Annotated in this window: 16 protein-coding genes; 8 read left to right on the top strand and 8 right to left on the bottom strand. The window is 71.3% G+C overall.

Annotated elements, in window-relative coordinates; genetic code table 11:
• Positions 1–294: 294 nt before the first annotated feature.
• The 3 genes from HA039_RS33485 to HA039_RS33475 form a co-directional block, all read right to left on the bottom strand.
• On the bottom strand, positions 295–762 hold the full coding sequence (locus HA039_RS33485; RefSeq protein ID WP_167035817.1) for a hypothetical protein: 468 nt from the start codon (positions 760–762) through the stop codon (positions 295–297).
• A gap of 539 nt (positions 763–1,301) precedes the next feature.
• Positions 1,302–1,622, bottom strand: a complete 321-nt coding sequence (locus HA039_RS33480) for a hypothetical protein (protein ID WP_167035813.1) — start codon at positions 1,620–1,622, stop codon at positions 1,302–1,304.
• A 630-nt stretch (positions 1,623–2,252) separates the two neighbouring features.
• Complete coding sequence (locus HA039_RS33475) at positions 2,253–5,216, bottom strand: nSTAND1 domain-containing NTPase (protein WP_167035810.1); 2,964 nt, start codon at positions 5,214–5,216, stop codon at positions 2,253–2,255.
• A gap of 152 nt (positions 5,217–5,368) precedes the next feature.
• Here HA039_RS33475 and HA039_RS33470 point away from each other — a divergent pair, with 152 nt between their 5' ends.
• From HA039_RS33470 to HA039_RS33460, 3 genes are all read left to right on the top strand, one after another.
• Positions 5,369–5,794 carry a peptidase inhibitor family I36 protein gene (locus HA039_RS33470; RefSeq protein ID WP_167035807.1) on the top strand — a complete coding sequence of 142 codons (426 nt, stop codon included), beginning with the start codon at positions 5,369–5,371 and terminating at the stop codon, positions 5,792–5,794.
• A 77-nt stretch (positions 5,795–5,871) separates the two neighbouring features.
• Positions 5,872–6,762 (top strand): hypothetical protein, encoded by an 891-nt coding sequence (locus HA039_RS33465; protein ID WP_167035805.1) that lies wholly within the window; start codon positions 5,872–5,874, stop codon positions 6,760–6,762.
• Positions 6,763–6,864: 102 nt separating this feature from the next.
• Positions 6,865–7,992: a DUF4185 domain-containing protein gene (locus HA039_RS33460; RefSeq protein ID WP_167035802.1), complete on the top strand. Its 1,128-nt coding sequence runs from the start codon at positions 6,865–6,867 to the stop codon at positions 7,990–7,992.
• A gap of 608 nt (positions 7,993–8,600) precedes the next feature.
• Here HA039_RS33460 and tpg read toward each other — a convergent pair.
• Both tpg and tap read right to left on the bottom strand, forming a co-directional pair.
• Positions 8,601–9,158 carry a telomere-protecting terminal protein Tpg gene (tpg, locus tag HA039_RS33455; protein WP_167035799.1) on the bottom strand — a complete coding sequence of 186 codons (558 nt, stop codon included), beginning with the start codon at positions 9,156–9,158 and terminating at the stop codon, positions 8,601–8,603.
• A 3-nt stretch (positions 9,159–9,161) separates the two neighbouring features.
• On the bottom strand, positions 9,162–11,516 hold the full coding sequence (gene tap / locus HA039_RS33450; RefSeq protein ID WP_208298753.1) for a telomere-associated protein Tap: 2,355 nt from the start codon (positions 11,514–11,516) through the stop codon (positions 9,162–9,164).
• Between the two features lie 758 nt (positions 11,517–12,274).
• On the opposite strand from tap, the gene HA039_RS34295 reads away from it, so the two are divergent.
• The 4 genes from HA039_RS34295 (at position 12,275) to HA039_RS33430 (ending at position 17,366) form a co-directional block, all read left to right on the top strand.
• Complete coding sequence (locus HA039_RS34295) at positions 12,275–12,628, top strand: hypothetical protein (protein WP_243869949.1); 354 nt, start codon at positions 12,275–12,277, stop codon at positions 12,626–12,628.
• A gap of 1,386 nt (positions 12,629–14,014) precedes the next feature.
• Positions 14,015–15,253: a hypothetical protein gene (locus tag HA039_RS33440; protein WP_167035793.1), complete on the top strand. Its 1,239-nt coding sequence runs from the start codon at positions 14,015–14,017 to the stop codon at positions 15,251–15,253.
• Between the two features lie 78 nt (positions 15,254–15,331).
• Entirely contained in the window at positions 15,332–16,717 is a 1,386-nt protein-coding gene (locus tag HA039_RS33435; RefSeq protein ID WP_243869947.1) for a sensor histidine kinase, read from the top strand.
• 4 nt (positions 16,718–16,721) lie between these two features.
• The gene (locus HA039_RS33430; RefSeq protein WP_167035790.1) at positions 16,722–17,366 is read left to right on the top strand and encodes a response regulator; all 645 of its coding nucleotides are present in this window, start codon (positions 16,722–16,724) and stop codon (positions 17,364–17,366) included.
• Between the two features lie 272 nt (positions 17,367–17,638).
• Here HA039_RS33430 and HA039_RS33425 read toward each other — a convergent pair whose 3' ends face one another.
• Positions 17,639–19,117 carry a hypothetical protein gene (locus tag HA039_RS33425; protein ID WP_167035787.1) on the bottom strand — a complete coding sequence of 493 codons (1,479 nt, stop codon included), beginning with the start codon at positions 19,115–19,117 and terminating at the stop codon, positions 17,639–17,641.
• Positions 19,118–19,228: 111 nt separating this feature from the next.
• Complete coding sequence (locus tag HA039_RS33420) at positions 19,229–19,837, bottom strand: cadmium resistance transporter (protein ID WP_167035785.1); 609 nt, start codon at positions 19,835–19,837, stop codon at positions 19,229–19,231.
• A gap of 227 nt (positions 19,838–20,064) precedes the next feature.
• On the opposite strand from HA039_RS33420, the gene HA039_RS33415 reads away from it, so the two are divergent.
• Positions 20,065–20,697: a hypothetical protein gene (locus tag HA039_RS33415; protein ID WP_167035783.1), complete on the top strand. Its 633-nt coding sequence runs from the start codon at positions 20,065–20,067 to the stop codon at positions 20,695–20,697.
• Positions 20,698–20,725: 28 nt separating this feature from the next.
• Here the strand turns inward: HA039_RS33415 and HA039_RS33410 are convergent, their stop codons facing one another.
• Complete coding sequence (locus HA039_RS33410) at positions 20,726–20,992, bottom strand: hypothetical protein (protein ID WP_167035782.1); 267 nt, start codon at positions 20,990–20,992, stop codon at positions 20,726–20,728.
• Between the last annotated feature and the right edge of the window lie 22 nt (positions 20,993–21,014).

Raw genomic sequence — 21,014 nt, 5'->3', positions numbered from 1 at the left:
TGGTGTGTGTGGTCCAAGGGGGTGCCTGCGGAGAAGAGGACGGGTGTCCAAGGTTGTTCTGGGACGGACGACGGGCGCCTCGACCGGCCGGGCGTCCTACCTTTCAGGAACCGTGGAGGGGTGACCGTACGAAGAACCGCTGCGCCCGGCGACGACGCGGGGTGGGGCGTGCCCGATGGCGCCGACCTCGGCCGGGATCTGACCGCTACGGCGCGCTGACACCGGGACGGGTGGAACAGCCTGCACCGTACGAACAACAGTGGGTGCCGGACAGGATCCTGCTCCGGCGCACACTCAGGCGGTGGCGAGGTACGCGGCGGCCCGGTCCACGAACTGGTCGTGGGCGGTGCGCGCGATCTCGCGGGCGGCGATGAGATCTTCCGTGCTGGTGCTGCCGTCGCGCATCCGGTACGAGGAGTGGACCAGTTCGGTGGCCGCGGCCCGTACGGCGGGGTCCGGGATGAGGATCTGCACGGTCGCCAGGGGCCGGGTGAGGGCCGACCTGGTGACGTGAGAGGCGAGGCGCAGTTCGTGGACCTGCGCCTCGGGAGCACCGGCGACGATGGCCTCGCCGCGCATCCACATGGACATGCGGTGGTCGGAACCCGCGGCAGCCAGCTCGGTCAACGCGGTGATCTGGTCGCGGCGCAACTGCTGGCGAGCGGCGACCGCCTCGGCGCGGTCGGCGGTACGGAGCGCGAAGACCCCGGACAGGGCGACACCGAGCAGGGTACCGAGGACGGCAAGGATCGTTGCGAGCATGGTGATTCCCCCCAGGAGCATCGTCAGGACTGCTGTTTGAGGAGCTTGACGGCGCGTACCGGTGCTCGTGCTCCTCGCGTTCGGCGCAAGCCCGCACGGACTGCCGGCGGGCCTCCTCCCGCACCCCGGGCTCGGTGTCCGCGAGCTCCCCGTCGACGAACTTCTACCCGTACCGCGGCGCCCCCGCACGCGTAGCCGCCCTTGGCGCCTTTCGCGCTGTCGAGATTCACCGACACCTCCCGCACCCGTTGGCACATTGCCCGGCGCGGACCGTACGGGGCCTGGGTGAGGTCAAAGAGCCCGGACCGGGAAGCAGCAGCCGGAGTTGAGGAGCGGACCGTGAAGGCCGGCGCAGCGGACGATCCGAGAGCGGGCGGTCCTGCCGGGGCAGGCGTGCGCGGTTCCCGGCCGCGGGTGCGGAATGTGCGGGCGCGGCCGGGGTCCGTGCGGCGGCCGGGGCCGGTACAGGCTCCGCAGGGGCCACGGTCCGGGACGGCACGACGGCCGCGGGCGGGGTGAGCGCGGGCGGGAACGATGCGTCAGCCGCCCCCGGTACGGGCGCGGGCGCGGAGCGTACGACGGCCCGGGAAGAGGCGGACCGTACGGCGGCCGCGGGAGGGACAGGCGTGGCCGGGGTCGGTACGACGGCCGCGCCCGCGGCCGGCGGGACCGGGGATCGTACGGCGGGCGGGCGGGGTGGTGAGGGCGGCGGCGCGGTCGACGGTGGTCCCCGCAGTGTGCGCGCGGGGGTGGGACAGGGCGACGTCGACGCCCTGGTCGTCGAGGGGGGCCATGGCGGAGGCGATGTGTGGCCGGGCCGGGGAGGCGGGTATCGCGTCGTGCACCAGGCCCTCGGGCATCGTCGCCCTGAGGAGGCCGGCCCGGCGGCCTGTGCCGCTGCGCCTGTGTACGGGTGGTGTTGTCGGCCACGGCCTCAAGGACGCCCTGGGCCATGTGCCCGAGTTGGGGCGGGAACACGGACCAGGTCGACCCCTGCGTGCCGGCGGGCTGGCGGGCCATCACCGGCCAGTTCTCCACCGCCGCCGATCCGGTGACGGCGTAGGGCTGGGGTCCGTGGATCGGCCCGAATCGCGCAGCAGGATGTGGCCGAGCGCTGCCGATGGCCAGTTGAGTGCCGGCGGCTGCCGTTGTCGGAGGTCGGTGCGGTGGACCGTGGTTCGTTCGGGGGGGGGGAGAGAGAACGATGCGGCGGATTTGAGGCCCGCCAGGTCTGCTCGGCGTGCCGGGGCGGCGGCCTCCCGCGGCCCCGGGAACGTGGTCGTGCACGCCTGCGAGGCCTGGCATCCGGTTCGTCGTTCCGGGGGTCTGCTTCCATGTCGTGGTCACCGGGGCGACCGGCCGGCCCCGGATCGCCGGCTACTGCCTGGCGGGCAGCCTGGGCTGCTGACTCCCGGGACCCGACCTGGTAGGTGCAAGGGGGGCCGGGTCGGTGCCGGATCATCCGTCGGCGGGATTCCGGTCGGCCCGGGTCATGTGTGGCGCGGGCAGGGCGGGGCGTAGTCGAGGCGGGGAAAGTGGCGAGCCCATTGGGCGCGGCTGATGGTGGCGTGGACCCGGTCGCAGGCGTGGGTGAGCGCCCGGTCGAGGTCGGTGTACCAGATCTGGACGCTGCGGTGAGCGGTCACGGTGAGGAACATGCCGTCCGTCGTGAGGTAGCGCACTTCCTTGACCGTCCCGCGGGGGTTGGTGAGGTGGGCCAGGGAGGCGGGGCGGGCGCGGTCGGTCACGTCCCAGACGTTCACCACGCCGTCCACGCCGACGGTCACCGCCGTGCGGCCGTGGGAGGCGAAGGCCACACCGGCGACGATGTCGGCGTGGCCTGCCAGTTCGCCCAGTTGGCGGTGGCGGGGAAGTGCGCTGATGTCCCACAGTTTCGCCGTCTGGTCGTCGCTCCCGCTCAGCAGGGTGCGGCCGTCCGGGCTGTAGGCGAGGGCGTCCACGAAGTTCCGGTGCCCTTCGAGGACCGCGAGGGGGGCAGCGTGCCGTGGGTCGGTCACGTCCCAGACGCGGACGGTGTGGTCGTCGGAGCCCGAGGCCAGGGTCCGTCCGTCGGGGCTGAAGGCGACGGGTTTGACGTTGTCCCGGTGTCCGGTGAGCCTGTCGAGTGTGCCGGGGTGTGCCGGGTCGGTGATGTCCCAGAGGCGGATGGTGTGGTCGTAGCTGCTGGTGGCGGCCGTGCGGCCGTCCCGGCTCACGGCGACGGAGTACACGGAGTCGGTGTGCTCCGTGGGCAGCTTCGACAGCGGCGTCGGGTTCCGCGGGTCGGTCACGTCCCACAGCCGGAGCGTGCGGTCGCTGTCCGCACCGACCAGCGTGTTGCCGTCGTGGGTGAACTCGAACGCGTTCAGGCCGACTCCGTGGCCGTCGACGGTGCCGAGTCGGCGGGGCTGTCGTGGATCCTTCATGTCCCACAGGACGAGCTGCGCGCCGTCGGCCATGGCCAGGGTGCGGCCGTCGGCGGTGACGGCGGGTGCGTGGCCGACCGGTGTGTACGGCGCCGGTGCGGGCCCGGCCTGTGCGGGGCCCGCCGGTTCGGGGCCTGCCTGTGCGGGGCCGATCGAGGCGACGGACAGGGTGGTGAGCAGGGCGTCCTGCGTGCGGTCCTGCGGGGTTTGGCGGTAGGCGGCCAGCGCGATCTGGGCGGCCAGTGACGGATCGTGCAGGCTGAGGCGGACGGACTCCTCGGCTGCCCGGAGCGCCACGGCCTCGTTGCGTTGCCGGGTGACGGTGCCCTGTGCTCGTACGGCGAAACCGGCGGCGGCCATGGCGGACACGAGGAGAACGGCCAGGGCCGCGACCATGCGGCGCAGCCGGCGCAGGCGGCGGCCCTCGCGCTGTCGTGCCCGCTGTGCCGCCGCCTCGCCGGCGTCGAGGAAGGCGCGCTCCCGGGCGGTCAGTGTCCGCGGCGGGAGATCCTTCGCGGTGGCGAGGCGTACCCCGCGGTACAGGGAGTCGGGGTCGTGGTCCAGGGATTCCCAGAGGGCGGTGGCCTCGGTGACCGCGCGTCGCAGACGTTCCTGGCCGCGGTCCTCCTCCAGCCACTGGCCGAGCCGGGTCCAGCAGCGGATCAGGGCCTCGTGGGCGATCTCCACGTGATCGGCGTCGGCGGTCAGCAGCCTGGCCCGGGTCGCTCGTTCGAGGACGAACCGGGTATCGGGGCCGTCGCCGAGTTCATGTCGTGGCACCCGGCGTTTGGTGTCCTCGGTGCCCTCGCCCAGTGCGACGAGCCGCAGGAACAGCCGTCGCGCGGCCTCCTGCCGGCTGTCGTCCAGGGCGCGGTGGAACTCCTCGGCGGTCTGGGTGAGCGCGTCCTCGAAGCCGCCCGCCGCGCGGTAGCCGGCCAGCGTGAGGGCGTTGCCCCGCCGGCGCTTCCAGGTCTCCAGCAGGGCGTGCGAGAGCAGGGGCAGGGCGCCCGGCCGGCCGTGTGCGTCGGCGGTGAGGGTGGTCAGCAGGGCGCTCTCGACGGTGAGCCGGGAGCGCGCGGCGGGCTGGACGATCGCCGCCCTCAGTTCCTCGGCGGTCATCGGGCCGACAGGATGATGGGCGTGGGGCAGCGCGTCGACGAGGCCGGGCAGGCGGGTGCAGTGCGTGTAGAAGTCGGACCGCACGGCGAGGGCGACCCGCGTGCGGCTGTCGGGGGCCTGGGCGGCGTGCACGAGGGAGTCGACGAACCGCTCGCGTTCCCGCGCGTCGCGGCAGAGCGTGAACACCTCTTCGAACTGGTCGACGACGACGAGCAGTTCGTCCGCTGCGGAGCAGGTCTCCTCGCGCCCGGCGAGGATCTGCCGCACCATCCGGTGGAAGGTGCGCGGCTCGGCCATGAGTGCGGTGTGCACCGGGTCGCGGGCGACGCCGGCGCGGGCCGCCAGGCGGACGGCGCACTCCTCCAGCGGATGCGGGCCGGGGGTGAAGACCAGTGAGGAAACGTCGGGAAAGGCGGGAAGCACACCTGCGCGCAGCACCGACGACTTACCGGATCCCGATGCCCCGAACAATACGAGAAGCCGTTTTTCCTTCAAGTGTTCGACGAGCGCGGCGGTGAGTTTCTCGCGGCCGAAGAAGAACCCGGAATCGGCTTCCTCGAACGCGGGCAGACCGACATAGGGCGGCCTGGCACCGCTCTTCTTCCGGTCCTGCGCGCCGGGGGCGGCCGGCGTGTCCGTACCGGTGCACGCGTCAGCCGTTCGCTGCCAGATCAGCTTCCATTCCCGCTCGTCCCCGCCGCAGGCGCGGACGTAGGCGAGGGTGACGGCCGCGCTGGGCAGTTGACGTCCCGCCGCGGCCGAGGACAGTGTCGCGATCCCGTAGTGCGTTGTCCGTGCGAGGTCCCGGTAGGTGGGCCGGCCGGCCTGTTCCCGTAGTTTCCGTAAACGCGCCGCGAATTCGAACAGAGGACCGCCGTCCGGGTCCAGAGGACTCTCTCCCCGTGGCATGCGTGCACCCTTCCCCCCGGTCGAAGCCTGTTGTTCGGTATCCGTTTGTTCGGCGTCGGCCGACCCGAATTGAACAACAGGTTAGCGGCTACAAACGGTGCATCAGGTCCCGCACCGGGGACCGGACGACGAATCGAAAAAAGGGGAATCCCGTGAAGAACACGAACGGCCAGGAGAAGACGAACGGCCCGGAGAAGACGAAGAAGCGGCAGCGCGTGATCGGGGCGATGGCGGCCTCGGTCGCCCTGGCGGCCGTCGCGCTGGCCACGGCGGGCTCGGCCACCGGTGCCGGGCAGGCCGCGGGCGCCGCCCCGTACTGCCCGGGCGGCAAGATCTGCATGTGGAGCGAGCCCCACTTCCAGGGCGACCGCTACGACTGGAGCCCGGACGAGGGCAACGTCTTCCTCGGCGACCACGAACTCGCCGACAAGGTCGCTTCGTTCTTCGCCGCGGCCGACGGCTGCTTCCAGGACTCGCCGCCGCCCGCCCCGGGCAAGACCCGCGAGGTCAGGGCGAACGACTGGTCGGCGGACTACGCGTTCGGCCGGCAGGTGGACCGGATCAAGCCGAGCTGCTGACCGGTCACCCGGTCCGCACAGCCCACCCCCACCCCCGGCAGGGGCAACCCCTCCCCCGTACCCGAAGAGAGAACTCCATGCCCACCCACCACCCTCACCGCACCCGCCCGCGCCGCCGGTTGCTGCCGGCGCTCACCCTGGCCTGCCTGGCCGCGGGCGCCCTCGCGGTGCCCGCCCACGGCACACCCGGCACAGCGACTCCCGGCACCGGCACCGGCGCCCTTCAGCAGGCCGTCACCCGGCAGGCCGCCGCCTCCTTCCCCACCTGGGGAACCCGCTGGGTCGTGCACACCACCTCGGACATCGACTCACCGTCCGCGGGAACGATCAACCAGACCTCCCCCGGCCAGGACCGCGTCACCGCCGACTACCAGGTCGACACCGGCCGCAGGGTCTGCGAGGGCAGCGCCTGCTCCACCTTCATGGCCCACATCACCCGGCCCGTCACCGGCTTCCTGACCGTCGCCGCGGTGGACATCCCCGAGGACCGGCTGCCGGGCGTCCCGGTACGGCCCCATGCACCCCCACCACCCGCTCCCCGGCCGGGCTCGCGGCAGCAGACCCTGCAACGGGCCGCGGCCTGGCTCACAGCCCACCACGGGCGTCCGGTGCCCTACGGCCAGCACCTGTACTGGCGGGACGGCTACCGGCAGGACTGCTCCGGCTACGCCTCCATGGCGCTCGGCCTGCCCACGCCCGGCGAGAACACCGTGGGACTGGCCGGCCCGAGGATCACCCGCCCCATCCCCATGAGCGAGCTACAGCCCGGTGACCTCGTCATCGACGCCCTCGGCAACAACAACACCCGCCATGCCGTCATCTTCGAGAAGTGGAACGACACCGCCCACCGCTCCTACACGGCATACGAACAGGGCAGCACCAACGGCACCAGCCACCGCTCCCTGACCTACGGACTGACGGCGGGCAGCGAGTACAAGGCCTACCGCCCCCTCCAGTACGGCAACTGACACCCGATGCCGAACCCGGTGTGTGCCCCGCTCCCGCGGCGGATCACACACCGGGCCCCCGGCTGCCCCGAAAACCCCCCCGACATCGCCCAAGGAACGTTCATGCACCACGGCACACCCCACGACGCCCCGCGTCCGCCGCGGCCCCCGATCCGCCCGGTCCACCTCAGCCGCGCCGGTTTCCTGCGAGCGGCCGCCGCGACGGCCCTCGCAGGCCCTCCCCTGCTCGGCGACCCGGCCCACGCCGCGACAGATCCCCTCCATGTCTCCAAGGTCGCCGACCTCACCGGTCCCGGCCTCACCACCCGGTTCCGTATGGAGGCCACCGACCTGGGCGTACCCGTACGAACGCCCGACGGCCGGCTCCTGTTCGTCTTCGGCGACACCTTCGAGGAGGCCAAGGTCGGCGGCGGGTGGTGGCGCTCGCCCGCGGCACTGTACGGGCACCTCGACGGCCCCGGCCGCCCGGTCTTCTGGACCGGTGCGGTCGGTGGACGGCACGCCCGGCAACTGTGGCCCTACGATCACGACAACCCCGAGTACTCCACCGTGCTGCCCTCCGACGTGATCACCCTCGGTGGCACCATGTACCTGCACGTCATGGTGAACAAGGGGCTCGGCACCGTGGTACGCACCGAGATCTGGCGGTCCGACGACTCGGGCACGACCTGGGCCCCCACCGGTGCCGTGTTCGCCCCGAACCTGCACGACGGCATGTTCCAGCTGCTCACCTGGGCCCTCGGCGACGACGGCTACGTCTACGTCCTGTCCACCGGATTCCAGCGGGACAAGCCGCTCATCCTGCACCGGGTCCACCCCGACAAACTCACCGACCCCGGTGCCTACGAGCCGTGGGGACACGACCCCGCCGGCCGCCGGGCCTGGGGCAACCCGCCCACACCCGTCCTGGACGGCACCTTCGGCGAACTGTGCCTGCGACTGCTCGACGGCCGGTGGATCCTGACCTGGTTCAACCAGGGCGACTACCGGATCGAGGGCCTGGTCACGGACCACCCCACGGCGAACCTGCGCACAGCGCACCGCCGCACCCTCCTGCGAGGCACGTCCTGGGGCAACGAGGACGACACCCACGTGGCGCAGTTGTACGGCGGCTACATCATCCCCGGGTCCACGCCCGACGACCTCCACCTGTCGGTGAGCCAGTGGAACACCAAGGCGGGATGGCCCTACCGCGTCATGCAATTCCGCGTTCGAGGCCTTGCTCCCTGACCCCGGATCCCAACCAAAGACCCACCCGTCGCGACACACCAGAGCACGGAGAAGCAGGAGCACGGAGAACAACGACGCCTCGCGCACCGCCGCCGGACGCAGAGCAACGACGTCCCGCGCACCGGCTCCGCCCGACTCGTCGGCGCCGGTGCCCCTCACCCTCCCCCGGGAGACCGCGCTCGCCGGCCTCCTCACCGCCCAGCCACCGTGCCGGCGCGCCAGCGCGCGGGGTCGGCGCCGGCACCGACCCCGAGCACGCGCGCACCCCCGCGCCCCTAGCACACCCTGCGTCCCTACCAGGAGACCCGTGAGGAGCCCGAGGCACTCCCCGGCCCGCTCCGCCTCCCCCAACGCCCGTACCCACCAGGCCCGGCCCGGGCCCCCGCACCCCCGTGAACGCCTCGCCTCAGGGGCCTGCCGGCGCCGTCCCCCACCGGGATCCTCCCGGCCACCACCGGCCGACCGCCGTCCCCAGGCACCGCGGCACCGGCGGTTCGGCCGCGCAGCTCACGAAGGTCACCAGGTACGTACGGGTACGTAGGAAGGCCCGAACCGCTTCCGGCGGTTCGGGCCCCTGGTATGTACGGGGGACTACAGGTGTACGGGGGCTACAGGACGATCTCGATCTCCTGGACGTCGGTGAACTCCACGTCCAGGCCACGGGCGCGACGCCCGTCGTCGCGGAAGTAGTACCGGCCAAGGCCCTCAGCCGCAATCTCAAGAAGATGCTGCTCAGTGGCACCCTGCTCGCGGGCCTCGAACAGCCGCTCCGCCCACCGCGGGCCCAGCGCCTGGGTGATGTGCCGGACGCGGGCGTCGTCGGTCGTGCCCGGCGCTGCGGTGAACCCGAAACGGGCCCGGGTGGAGACGACGATGCCGTCCGTCGACGCCGCCTTCTTCCTGGCCCTCGCCCGGATCTGCGGCTGCCACCGCTTCCTGACCTCACGCTCCATACGCGCGGCCAGGTCACGGCGCGGCCGCTTGAGCCTGCCCGTCACATAGCGCTCCACGGTCCGCTGGGAGATCCCGAGCGCCTGGGCCACGGCCCTGGTGCCCTTGAGCTGCTTGACCAGGTACTTCATCTGCGCCTGGGCACTCTGCGGAATACGGCGGGTGAACGCCCCCTCCAACGCACGATCCAGGCTGTCCCCGAGCGAATCGACCACGGCCTACTCCCCCTCCCCGACGCTCTGATCCGTCTTGATCAGGTTGGAGATGTTGAAGACGCCACCGTGCTCCTCGAACTGCTGCTCCGCCCACAGGACAGTCCCAGTGCCCTGGTGCTTGACCATCCCCGGCGAGACACCGAGCCGGAAACCGCCGGGCACCGGCCTGCCCTCCTCGGTGCGCGGGAGGACGTCCAGCGGGGACGGCCCGGAGGAGGGGTAGACGACCGCGTCGGTACCGATCGCGACCGGGTAAAGGCCGGCGGCGGCCGCCGTCCTCATCAACTTACGGTGCAGACCGACCCGTTGGTTCGCGAGCACGGCGGCCCGGATGTCCGGGCGCCACGTCCACCGCTCCAGCGCCGGGTAGGGCTCGTAGTACGGCACCTGGCCCCGGGAACGCTGGCGCAGCTTCCCGATCGCGCCCTTCGCCGTCGCCTTGATCGCGGTCTCCAGCAACGCCAGCACCGGGTCGGCCTGCCTGCGCCGGGCCATCGCCTCGAGGAACTCCTGGCCCTGGAGGTCGGTGGTGACACCCATGTCGGCCATCGTGTCCACGTACGCGTCACGCAGCCGCTTGTACCAGGCGTCCAGGTAGCGGCCGGTCCGGGTGCGGACGTACGCCTCGATCGGCGCGACGTCGAAGCCGAGCTCCACCGCGTACGCGACCGTCGGTGTCGCGTACCACGCCGGGCCGGTGGGGCGCTCGCCCCTGGGCGTGAACGGGGAAGGCAGCCGGTCCCCGTCGACGGTGCGGCCGTTGACCCGTGCACGGGAGAGGTCGACGTGGGAGAGGTCGACCAGCCACGAACCGGGCAGCATCGGGTCGAAGGCCGGGTTGCCGGTCAGGTGGGTCGGCCCGTTCAGCCCGACCGTGAGGCCGTTCGCGGCCGCGGCGAAGCTCATGTTGAGGTCGACGACGACCAGGTACCGGTGGGCGTACTCCTCGTCCGTCAGCGGCCGGCACCAGTCGTACGGTTCCTCCATCAGCATCTCCGCCGGGGTACGCAGATGATGCCGGGCGAACTGGCCCTTGAGGATGGGGTGTTCGTCGGGGACCTCGCACGGCACCACGTCGTACCGGCCGGTGATCGCGTCGTCGTTGAACGCGGGCTTAAACTCCCCCGTGACCGGGTCTTTCGACGCACGGGTCGGCGGGCGCAGCGCGGTCATCAGCTCCAGGCCGGTCGTCGCGGTGGAGCCACGCGGCGTCATCACCCGGGCCGCGTACAGGCCGAGGTACTGCACCAGATCGGCCGGATGCATCGTCAGCAGCAGCTCCGGGTCGTCCTTCCGTCCCCACTCCCGGGTGTCCAGGGCGTTCCAGGGCAGGACACACAGCTGGACACAGCGCCGCAGCGACCCCTCCGGATCACGGTAGACCCGGGCCCACGGGCCGAAACCCCGCTGCGTCATCCGAAGCCCGGCCCGCTCGACCTGCTTGACCACCTTGTGACCGGCCGGGAGCCGTCCCGTACGCCGCTCCTCCTCCGACAGGGCGGCGGGCAGGGCGAAACGCTCCACCGCGGCCGCGGTGAGGACCAGGATCGGATCCGCGTCCCGCCCATGACGATGCAGGCGGGCCTGACCCAGCCGTGCCTCCGTCAGCGTCCAGTCGACCAGGGCCGGGATGCTCTTGGCGGGCACGTCCAGGACCAACCCACCGACACAGTAGGCCGACACCTGCCCCTCGGCGTCGGCATCGATCACCGCGAGCGGCCCGTTCTCGAAACGCGGATCCACGCCGGCGACCGCCGTGGTCTTCGCCGCCGGCGTCTTCCCCGCACCCGGACGCCGAGACGTCACCGACGACCTGGCCACCGGCGGCCTGGTCGTACCGGCCACCCCGGCCATAGGACGGGAAACCGAACCAACAACAGGCACAACCGGCACAACGGCAACGGCAGCAGCAGCGGCAGCAGCCGGGGCAGCGGGAGCCGACCCCTCGGCCGAACCAGCAGCAGGCCCGGCCGGGGCCAGACCCTCAGCCGGACCAGCAGTGGCCGGCTCCTCGGCCGTGCCGGGGAACGCCTCCGGGACCGCCGGGGGCGGGGTGGCGGCGGGCGCGTCGGGGACCGGGGCGGGGAAGCGGGCGGCGAGACCCTCCAGGAGCCGGGCATACGCGGCACGCTTCGGCGGCCGCGGTTCCGTCCGCCCCGCCTCCCAACTCCCCACAGCCTCCCGGCGCGCCCCCAGCGCCGCCGCGATCTGCACCTGACTCAGCCCCGACGCCTCCCGCAGACGCTTGCGCTCCGCAGGCACCGGCAGGTCGTCCTGCGCAACTTGCTCCAGCAACGCATCGACAGAGCTGAACAGCTCGTTCTCAGTGGACACAGACGCCACCTCCCGCCGCACCATACACCGATCACACTCAGATCGCTCACCATTTCACCCTCAGATCGCACATGAATCACGCATGTGCGGTGTGTGGTTCCCGGCCGACCGCTCCCATACCCCAAGGCAATGCGGTCGCGCTCCGGAGAACGGCCGGAAACCAGAGGGCGCGTGAAGTGGAAAGACACGTCTGACGGCGCGATGAAAGAGCTGGAGGCGATACGCCATCAGGTCGGACATCTTGACGATCCGACGGTGGGACTGACCACGCTGCACGGACAGTCCACGCAAGGTCGCCTGAAGATCCCCGAAGCCGTCCAAGGTGGCGTTACCGGGCTCCGCGAGGAGAACCGGGAACAACGCCGACGCCAGAAACGGATGACCAGTGATCCGAACGAAACCCGGGGCGAACTCCGGCAACTACTGAACTGCCCCGGCACGCTCCACCCCCCTGCTCCACAGCGCGAGCAGCGACGACGGGCCCACGCACGCCAACGCAGCAGTACCGCCAGAGCCAGGAGTGGAGTTCCTCGACCACGGCCCTGTCACCCCCGAAGCGACACAGCCACCCATCGCATCAGACACCGACTCCCAGGGGGCAACCATCAAGGACAACGAACGCCGGCCGGAGACAGGAAGCCAGGAAGCCAGGAACAGGAGGACCCCGCTCCCCAAAGCGCCATCGAAGCCGCCCACCAGGGCACCAGCCCATCCGCAACACCACAGCCGCGCCACCACCCCACAAGCCTTCGCCGACGCGCAGGACCCGAAGGTCGCCCACGGTGTCCTGCTACTCAAGGCCACCAGCATGGCCTGCACAGAACCGACCACACACCGCCACACCCGGCAGCAGCCCACCACCCCAACCACACACCACCAACCACTTCCGCACCCCGCCCTCGGTCGAGGACATCGAAGAAGGACGCGTCCAGACCGTCCTGTCCGGACGTTCCCTCATCGCCCTGCTGATCGAGCTGTGGAACACCCGCTCCACCGCCACACCGCTGCAAGGCGACTGGGCCCTCGCCACGACCTCCTACAACCGCATCGCGACCGAACTTGCCGACGTCGACGGGCAAGGCGACACCATCCGCATCGTCCTCGACGACGGCCTCCCCCCTCGGACCGACGACTGACACTCCCGCGCTCCGGCAACCGGTTTCGCGCTGCTCGGAAATCGTCAAGGGGGTGCTCGCCGGCCCTGAGGTTCGTCCCCTACGGCGAACCCGAGGGCTGGTGTCAGTGGTTCACGATTTCGTGAAGGTCTCGGTCTTGCGGTAGAGGGCGGGCTTGAGAACTGCCGGAGACAGCGGTGGGGATGTAGTCCATGAGGTGGGCGACCGCGGCCCTTCGCGGACGAACCGTGTTCTTCGCCAGGTGGCGCAGGATCCGCAGGATCGTGGTGGTGGAGGTGCCGGTGACCCGGTGGAGGGCTGGGTCCCATTCGGGACCAGTGGATTCGCGGGCGGCCGTAGGGAGCTGGGCTGCGGCTGAACGTGATCGGTCTGCCGGTGCCACCAGCGGGCCGTGACATCCTCGCCGAGCGCAAGGTGGTGGAGGTAGAGGTAGTAGGCGGCAGCTTGCCCGGCGCCGGTGGCGTACTGCCGCCAGAAGTGGGCGCCGTCATCGGTGTCGGTCATTTGCAGCACGCAGGCGAGCGCGCTGCGGGGTTCGGGGACCTGCTCGGTCACCAAGTCCTCGACATCGGCTGCCCGTGTGTGCGGGAGGAGGCTCTCGCACAGGGCGCGGAGGCCGGCGGCCTCGCTCGCGCCGGCGTCCGGCAAGGGCGACGACTGCCCTGGGTCGGCTGTGAGCCGATTGGCAGGTGGGCGGGACGATGCCGCGGGGACGGTGCGGTTCCGGGGAAGGAGTGTCCGTGCAAGGACGCGTTCGATGGGGGTCGCGGGGAGTTCCCTTCGTTGTCGGACGGCGGGTTCCGAGCGAAGTCAAGGAAGCGGGTGGCGTGGCGTTCGTCCGAGCGGACGGTGGCCACCGGGACGCCGAGAAGGTCGCAGACCTCCGGGTGGGCATACCGCACAGCCGGCACGGCACCATGACGTCCAACTGGTTGTCGGGCAGGCGGCCCATGGCCTTGAACAGGGCTTGCGTCTCGCTGAAATGCTCCATCCTCTCCGTCTCGTCGGTGAGGGTCCGCATGGTGACGGTGACGAAGGCGGCTTCCGAGAACTCGGGGTGTCCGCAGTCGACACTCGGCACTCCCTTCCCTCCCTCCCCAACGGACGCCGAGGCTCGGCACGATCTGAAGCACGGCCGCGGGCGGCAGCAGAAACGAACCCCAGTCAGGCCGCCACCGGGCCGACAAGGGTAGTCCCCGCGCGCACGGGGGTGCCTCCATGAATGTCTGCGTGTGGTGGCGTGTTGGGTTTGGGGAGGCGTCGGCCGGGCGGGCGGAGGGAACTGGTCGATCGGGCGGGAAGTGTGGCCGGTTGGCCGGTGCGGGGTGGGAGGGCGCGGGCTAGCGTCCTTTTCGGCAGGTGACACCGCGGAGAGGGAGACAGCCGATGGATCAGCGAACGTTCGAGCGCAGCGCCGGCGTGAGCGTCGAGTTCGAGAGGGACGTCATCGAGCTCTTGCTGGAGGCGATGCGTGCGGTGGACAAGCAGGAACGTGAGGACCTCGGTACGGAAAGCGTCCTGTACGCGCTCGTGTTGGGTGACTGGGTTGCGGGTTCGGTGATCGTGTCCGGGGTTCGGGCCACCGGTTCGCTTGGGGGTTCGATCAGGTGCCGGGGGACATCCGTGTGGGTCAGTGTGGACGCGGGCGCGGGGGACGGCGTGGCGGGGAATCCTGACGACGAGCGGGAGATCGATGCCTTCTGGCGGGAGGTTCGGCTGGAGGGGGCCAAGCGGCTTCGCTCGACGAATCGGAAGGGGAAGGAGGAGGAGCCGGGGCCGGGACGGAGGGGTTTTGGGCTTCCGGCGATGAGCGGCGCGGTGCGGGACTGTTTGCGTGGGGCGCTGGAGGCCGCTCGGGAGGAGGGCGTCGTTTCCGTGCGCGTCCGGCATGTGGCGCGTGCACTGGTCGCTCTGTCCGACAGCCGTGCCCGCGAGGCGTTGGTGCTGGAGAAGGTGGACGTCCCGGCTGCCGCGGTGGCGCTCGACGCGTTGCGGGGCAGCGACGAGGTACCCGAGCCCGGGTCGGTGTTGGTGCTGCGCAAGGCCGGGACGTTCGGGAAGAGCGGGAATCCGCTGACCCGTAACTTCACCGCCTGGATATTCGGCGGCGGCGCCGGATTCGGTTCCGCGGTCGTGGGCGCGGTTCGCACGGAGACACCACGGGCGGCGGTACGGCGCGGGGCGTCGGAGGTGGAACCCGTCGACGTGCTCCTGGGGATCCTGGCGCTGGATCGGTCGTTGGCCGTCGCGGGGCGTGAGCTGCCCGAGGAGTTGATGGGAGCGAACCAGGGGGCCGTACTCCTGCGCCGGCACGGCGTACGGCAGGATGCCCTACACCGGGTGCTGCTTCCCTCCACCGGGGTCACGGAGGAGGAGCCCCGGGAGGTCCCCGGCCACGCCGGCTTCGAGCAACGGCTCCTGCACGTTGCCCAGTTGACCGCTGCCGCCCAGGGATCGCCCACGGTCGGCACGACCCAGCTGCTGGCCGCGCTGCTGGACAAGGGGACGGACGCGCAGTCCGGAGCGGAGATCGAGCGTGTACTGACCGAGAGCGGGGCGGATGTCGCCGGGTTGCGGGCGGAGGCGCAACTCCGGGTTCCGGGCGGGGCGGCGCAGACGTCCTGACGCGTCCTGCGGCGGCGGTGGTCCGCCCACGTACACGACGAGAGCAGCCGTAGAGAACGGTGCCCACGGGGAGACGACATGAGTACGGCAGTGCGACCGGGCGCACGGGCGCGCCGCGAGGCCGCCGCGATCCGGGAGGCGGTGCGCGCCGCGCCCCCGCGGACGGTCGCGGCCGAGTCCGTACTCGCCGGCCTGGTCCTGCTGTGCTCACTGGCACCGGTTCCGCTGCTTCCGCCGGCCCACCCGGTGGCGGTGACCCTCCTGGGGGCATGGGTGGCGCTGCTCGTACCCGCGCGGCGGATGTACCCGGCGCTCGCGGTGCTGGGCTGCGTTCCGGTGATCGCGGGGAACAACGTGTGGGCGATGGTGACGGTGCCGTGGATCGTGTGGTCCGCCGTGCGCCGCATCACCCCCGTACGACGGGCCTGGGCCGTTGTCGGGGCGGGCGCTGCCGGCGCCGCGTTCCTGTCGCTCGCCGCCCAGTCCCTCGGCGAAGCCGTGAGGCTGCCGTATCTGGCGGCGGGCGCCGTCGTGGCCGCGCTGCTCATCCTGCTGCCCGGCGCCTCCGGCACCATGATGGGGCGCCGGCGCCCGCTGACGGGGTTGCTGCGGGAACGCAACGCCTACCTCGAACAGACCCGCCTCCTCACCGACGAAGCGGCCCGCGCGGAGGAACGGGCTCGCATCGCCGCCGAGATGCACGATCTGCTCGGCCACCGCATCAGCCTCATCTCCGTACACGCCGGAGCCCTCCAGCTCGCCGCCGAACGCCAGGCACCCCCGCTCGCCCCCCAGGCCGAACTTCTCCGCACCACCGCCGGCACCGCCATGGACGAACTACGCGGCATCCTCCACGTCCTGCGCCACCAGTCGGACGACAACAGCAACGAGCGGGGAACCCGCGAAGACCTCGCGGCCCTGGTCGCGGACTCCCAGAGCGCGGGCGCCGACGCCCAACTCCACTGGAACGCCGCCGGACGGACGGACATGGGCGCCCACACCCGGCAGGCCGTCCACCGGGTGACCCGCGAAGGACTCATCAACGCGATGAAACACGCCTCCGGCGCACCGGTCCGCGTCACCTTCCAGGATGAAGGGGACACGGTGGTGATCGGTGTCGTCAACGACGCCCCGCCCGGTCCCGTTTCGCCCGGCAGCGGGAACCGCAGCGGACTCGTCGGCCTCCAGGAGAGAATCGGCCTCCTCGGAGGCACCCTCCACGCCGGACCCCGCCCCGGAGGCGGCTTCGCCCTCTCCGCCCGCATACCCGTCCGGGCCGACACGCCACTCCCGTACGCCACTTCACCCGGCAGCGCGACCGGCACGACCGGCTCCCGGCCCCCGCTGTCCACGGAAGTCCTCACCTGGCCCCGCCTCCTGGGAGGCGGCTGCGCGGCCCTGTTGGTGATGCTGCCGGCGATCGGCGGCACCATCGCCCTGCTGATCATGGCAGTCCTACACTGAACCGATGATCCGAGTCCTGATCGCCGACGACGAGACACTGATGCGCGCCGGGATCCGCCTGATCCTGGAGAACGACGACAGGATCCGCATCGCCGCCGAGGCACAGAACGCCCCCGAGGCCGTCGAAGCCTGCCGCGCCCACCTCGTCGACGTCGCCCTCCTCGACATCCGCATGCCCGGGGACGGCATCGCCGCCGTCACCGAGATCGCCCGGCACTCGCCCCACACCCGAACCGTGATGCTCACCGCCTTCGGCGACGAAACAACCGTCACCAACGCCCTGCGCGCCGGAGCCCACGGCTACCTCCTCAAGGACACCGGCCCCCACGCCCTCATCGACGCCGTACACCGCGCCGCGGCCGGAGAACCCGTCCTCGCCCCGCAGGTCACCCGCCAACTCCTCGACTTCCGCACCCGGTCGGGCCACAGCGGCGACGCCGCGTCACGCCGGACCGCGGGCCTGACACCGACTGAACGCGACGTTCTGCGACTGCTGGGCACCGGCCTGTCCAACGCCGAGATCGCCGCGCAGCTCCACCTGAGCAACGGCACCGTCAAAGCCCACATCAGCAACATCCTCACCCGCACCAGCTGCACCAACCGCGTCCAGGCAGCAGTACTGGCACAAGAAGCGGGACTGTTGGGCTGACGCCGGGCAGGGCGTCCGGGAGCGAGAGTCGGGAACGGGAGTCGGCCGGTCGGCCGGTTGCGGCACACGCCGGTCCTGCTCCTGCCCAACCGTCGGGTCGAACAGGACGTGTCCGTACGAATCAACACCTCAGCAGGGCACATGCTCAGCGAACCGTCCAGGGGGCCGGCCGCCAACTACCCGTACGAGTACCCGGGCTGCGGGCCGCGGATCTCGGTGTCTACGTACGTGCCTTCAGTGTCCGACTCGGTGTTGGTGAGGGGAAGCGCGTGTCACAGGTCCGCGAGGGCGAGTAGTTGGTGCATGGCTGTGATGGGGAGGTTGGGGTTGGCGGCCGCAGCGGCCGCGACGAACTCCGAGGGGTCGGACAGCAGCCTCGTCACGTCCGCCGCCGGAAGCCGGGGATGCGCCGCAGCCGCACGGCGCACCGTGGCGTCCGGGTCGGCCGCCAGGCTTCGCGCGGAGTCCACGGGAAGGTCGGGGTCGCGGGTGGCCAACTGCCTCATCCTCGGATCGCGGTCCGTGGCCAGACGCCGAAGTACCTCCACCGGAAGGGGGAAGTCGTCGGCCGGACGCCAACGGACCCTCTTCAACGGGCGGTACGTGCGGTCGATGCGCTCGGCGGTCTCAGGGTCGACCTGGTCCCGGGCGTGCAGGGCCATCGTCGTACGGACACTGCTCTCCTCATCGGCGAGCAGCCGGGCGACAAGCGGCGGCGGGAGGCGGTCGGACATCGCCGCCGAGGCGCGGAAGCAGGCGTACGGCGAGTCCACGTACGGCAGCGGGTCGGCCGTCACCCACGGCAGACGCAGTGTCCGCAGCTCCGAGCGGGCTATCTCGCCCATGAACTCCCGTTCGAGTGCTTTCTCGTCCAGATCTTGGGGGTTCAGCTGGTCTTGATGTGGGGTCGGTGAGGGTGCTTCGTCGCGGATTCGTGCGTGGATCGCGGCACGAGCCTGCTCCGGGGTATCCTGACGGGCGAAGACACGCACCGCGACACACGGGTTGGGATCCTGGGCGAGCTCGTCGCGCAGCGCCGGCGGGAGGTCAGGGTGCTCGGCCAGTTCCGCGCGCACGTCGTCGGAGTCGCCGGCCAGCCGGCGGGCCGTCGCGACGTCCAGTGCGCAGTGACGTACCGCCCCCGCGCGCGTCACCGGGTCGGCCAGCAACGCCGGAACCAGATCCGCCGGCGGAACAGGGTGAGGATTACGGCGAAAGTAGGTCGCGCAGGCCCCGGCTCGTACCGAGTCATCAGGATCCGTCAGCAACAGCCGGCGCACCGGTTCCGGAGCCGACGTCCACCACTGGGCGAGCACCGCCCGAACCTTCGGGTCCGGGTCCTTCGCCAACAAGGCCCGCAGGTCGACCGGCACGTGATCACTCTGCGCCACGCACTCGCGGACCCGCGGGTCGGCATCGTTGATCAGCCGCTCGAACAACTCGCGCGGCGCACCGCCCGCGGCGATCGCCACAGCCCTGCGAACGTCGGGATCCGGATGCCCGGCAAGCGTCATCCGGAAGGCCTGTGGAAGGCTACGGTTCAAGGCGAGAGAGTGTATAAGCCAATGATCATCCGTCGCGATGATCTCAGCGATCATGCCACCACTCAGATCCGGCCGCTTCGCCACATTGCACAGGCCCCCGCGATGGGCGAAGAGGCGGCGAACGAAAGCGGACGGCAGCGCGGGGTTCTCCGCGAGCCCGTCCACCACCTTGCCGAGATGCACCGGCCGCGGTATGGCCTCCGACATAAAAGCGTCCCCTCCCCCTAGCCGTGATCCGGCCACCGAGTTTCTCACGGGCACTCCGTAGGGATTGGGAGCGAGCGTGATTGCCTCCGCGCCGTGCGGCGGCCTGGGCGCTCACCGGCCGAAGGCGCCGCCCTCGGTGAGGATGAGCAGGCCGATGGTGATCAGGACCAGGGGCAGCAGGATGTGGCCCCAGCGGGACAGGGCCTCGGCGATGACCGGGCGGGTGGCGAAGAACCGGCCCGCGGTGCACCACACCGCCACCAGTACGAGGAAGACCGCGGCATACACGGTCATCCCGGCGGCGCCGGCGGAGGCGAGGACGGGCACGTAGACACCGATGTTGTCGCCGCCGTTGGCGAACGTGACCGCGGCGACCTCCAGCGAGCCCGGGCCGCGTTCGGCGGACTGCGCCTGTCGCTCTTCGTCCCCTTTGGCGTTCCGGTGGTTCCTCCAGGCCTGCCAGGCGGCCTTCAGGCCGAGTGCGAGCGGCAGCAGGCCGAGATACGGGAGGGCCGCCTCGGGCAGGAAGGTCGCGCCGAACGCCGCTGCCGCCGCAACGGTGAGGATCGCGGCGAACCCCAGGTACTGGCCGATCACGATGCGGCGGGCGGAACCGCGGTGTCCGGCGCCCTGGGCGAAGAACAGCGACAGGATCAGGATGTCGTCGATGTTGGTGACGGCGAACAGCCCGGCCGCCTGCCCGATTATGCCGACGTCCATGAGTGGGCGTTCTCCTCCGATGTCTGCGTCCGCCTGCGTCTGTCTGCGGGCCGAGGGGCGTTCCGCTCATGTGTGCCGGGCGGCGCGTGCTTCGGCTCAGGTGGGTCATTCTCCTTCAGATGTGGCACGGTTCTCGTCATGAGGGCGACGGGCGAAAAGGCCGAGCGCGGTGGTCGAGCAAGGTCCACCCGTCACGGCGTCGCCGCGTGCCCGGAGCGGGTGGCGTGGTGAGCGGCGCCTTCGGGGAATCGGTCGAGCAGCAGGCGTACTTGACCCGCTTCCTCCTCGAACACACGACGGTCCCCCTCGCCGACCGGACCTTCCTGCGCGGCGTGCTGCCGACGCGGGACGCCGTACGGATCGTGACCGGGTCCGCGGACACCGGGGCGGAACCGGCGCCGGTCACCTACGAGTTCGCCCTGCTCGGTGACGACGGCGAACCGGTGACCGCGCCGCTGGTACTGGGATGCGTACGGACGCTCGCGGCCGGCACTCCCCCGGCGTCGGACGAGTCGGTGATGGGCATGGCCTTGGTACGGGTGGACACCGACGCGGTCGAACCCGCCGTACCGTCCCTCACCGACCAGGCGTTGCGGGTCCTGCGCACACTGGCCCAGCCGTACATCGAGGCACCGCCGAGCCCGGCACTGTGCGGCTTCCTGTTCACCGGCCCGGACACCGTGCGCCTCTACCTCGCGGTCGAGGAAGCCGACGGCCTGACCGCCGCCGACGTACGTCTGACCGGTGCGCTCACCGCCCTGCTGGCGGCTCTCCCCTCGCTCCTACGCGAGACGGAACGCTGGGCGGCGGACGAGGCCGATCCGCACTGCTCCCGCACCGTCGACCTGACCTCCTGGTGACAGCTCACGGCGAGTGGGGTGCGCTGTCTCAGGCGGAGGGGGTCAGCCTCTTGGCCGTGCTGCAATGAGCCGTTCGCTGGTGGCGCCACAGCTGAACCACCGTCACTCCCAGCAGCACGGTGAACACCGCCACCAGGACGCCGGCGATCTCCGACTGCCGGCCCGTGCTCCCCTGGCCCGACTGCATCAACAGGCCCAGGACCGACAGAGCGATGCCGACCAGGTACACGGAACGGACGCGGCGCAGTTGCCGTACCGCGCGAGGGGCAAGGGCAACGTGCTTCTTCAAGGCCATACGGGCCCGATACCCCCACCCG

This window comes from Streptomyces liangshanensis (genome assembly GCF_011694815.1).
Classification (GTDB): domain Bacteria; phylum Actinomycetota; class Actinomycetes; order Streptomycetales; family Streptomycetaceae; genus Streptomyces; species Streptomyces liangshanensis.
This window is presented reverse-complemented; position numbering and strand designations above follow the sequence as displayed.

Coding starts and splice junctions, on each gene's coding strand:
- HA039_RS33485 (WP_167035817.1), bottom strand. CDS start 762: ATGCTCGCAACGATCCTTGCCGTCCTCGGTACCCTGCTCGGTGTCGCC.
- HA039_RS33480 (WP_167035813.1), bottom strand. CDS start 1,622: ATGCCCGAGGGCCTGGTGCACGACGCGATACCCGCCTCCCCGGCCCGG.
- HA039_RS33475 (WP_167035810.1), bottom strand. CDS start 5,216: ATGCCACGGGGAGAGAGTCCTCTGGACCCGGACGGCGGTCCTCTGTTC.
- HA039_RS33465 (WP_167035805.1), top strand. CDS start 5,872: ATGCCCACCCACCACCCTCACCGCACCCGCCCGCGCCGCCGGTTGCTG.
- HA039_RS33460 (WP_167035802.1), top strand. CDS start 6,865: ATGCACCACGGCACACCCCACGACGCCCCGCGTCCGCCGCGGCCCCCG.
- tap (WP_208298753.1), bottom strand. CDS start 11,516: ATGGTGCGGCGGGAGGTGGCGTCTGTGTCCACTGAGAACGAGCTGTTC.
- HA039_RS33440 (WP_167035793.1), top strand. CDS start 14,015: ATGGATCAGCGAACGTTCGAGCGCAGCGCCGGCGTGAGCGTCGAGTTC.
- HA039_RS33435 (WP_243869947.1), top strand. CDS start 15,332: ATGAGTACGGCAGTGCGACCGGGCGCACGGGCGCGCCGCGAGGCCGCC.
- HA039_RS33430 (WP_167035790.1), top strand. CDS start 16,722: ATGATCCGAGTCCTGATCGCCGACGACGAGACACTGATGCGCGCCGGG.
- HA039_RS33425 (WP_167035787.1), bottom strand. CDS start 19,117: ATGTCGGAGGCCATACCGCGGCCGGTGCATCTCGGCAAGGTGGTGGAC.
- HA039_RS33420 (WP_167035785.1), bottom strand. CDS start 19,837: ATGGACGTCGGCATAATCGGGCAGGCGGCCGGGCTGTTCGCCGTCACC.
- HA039_RS33410 (WP_167035782.1), bottom strand. CDS start 20,992: ATGGCCTTGAAGAAGCACGTTGCCCTTGCCCCTCGCGCGGTACGGCAA.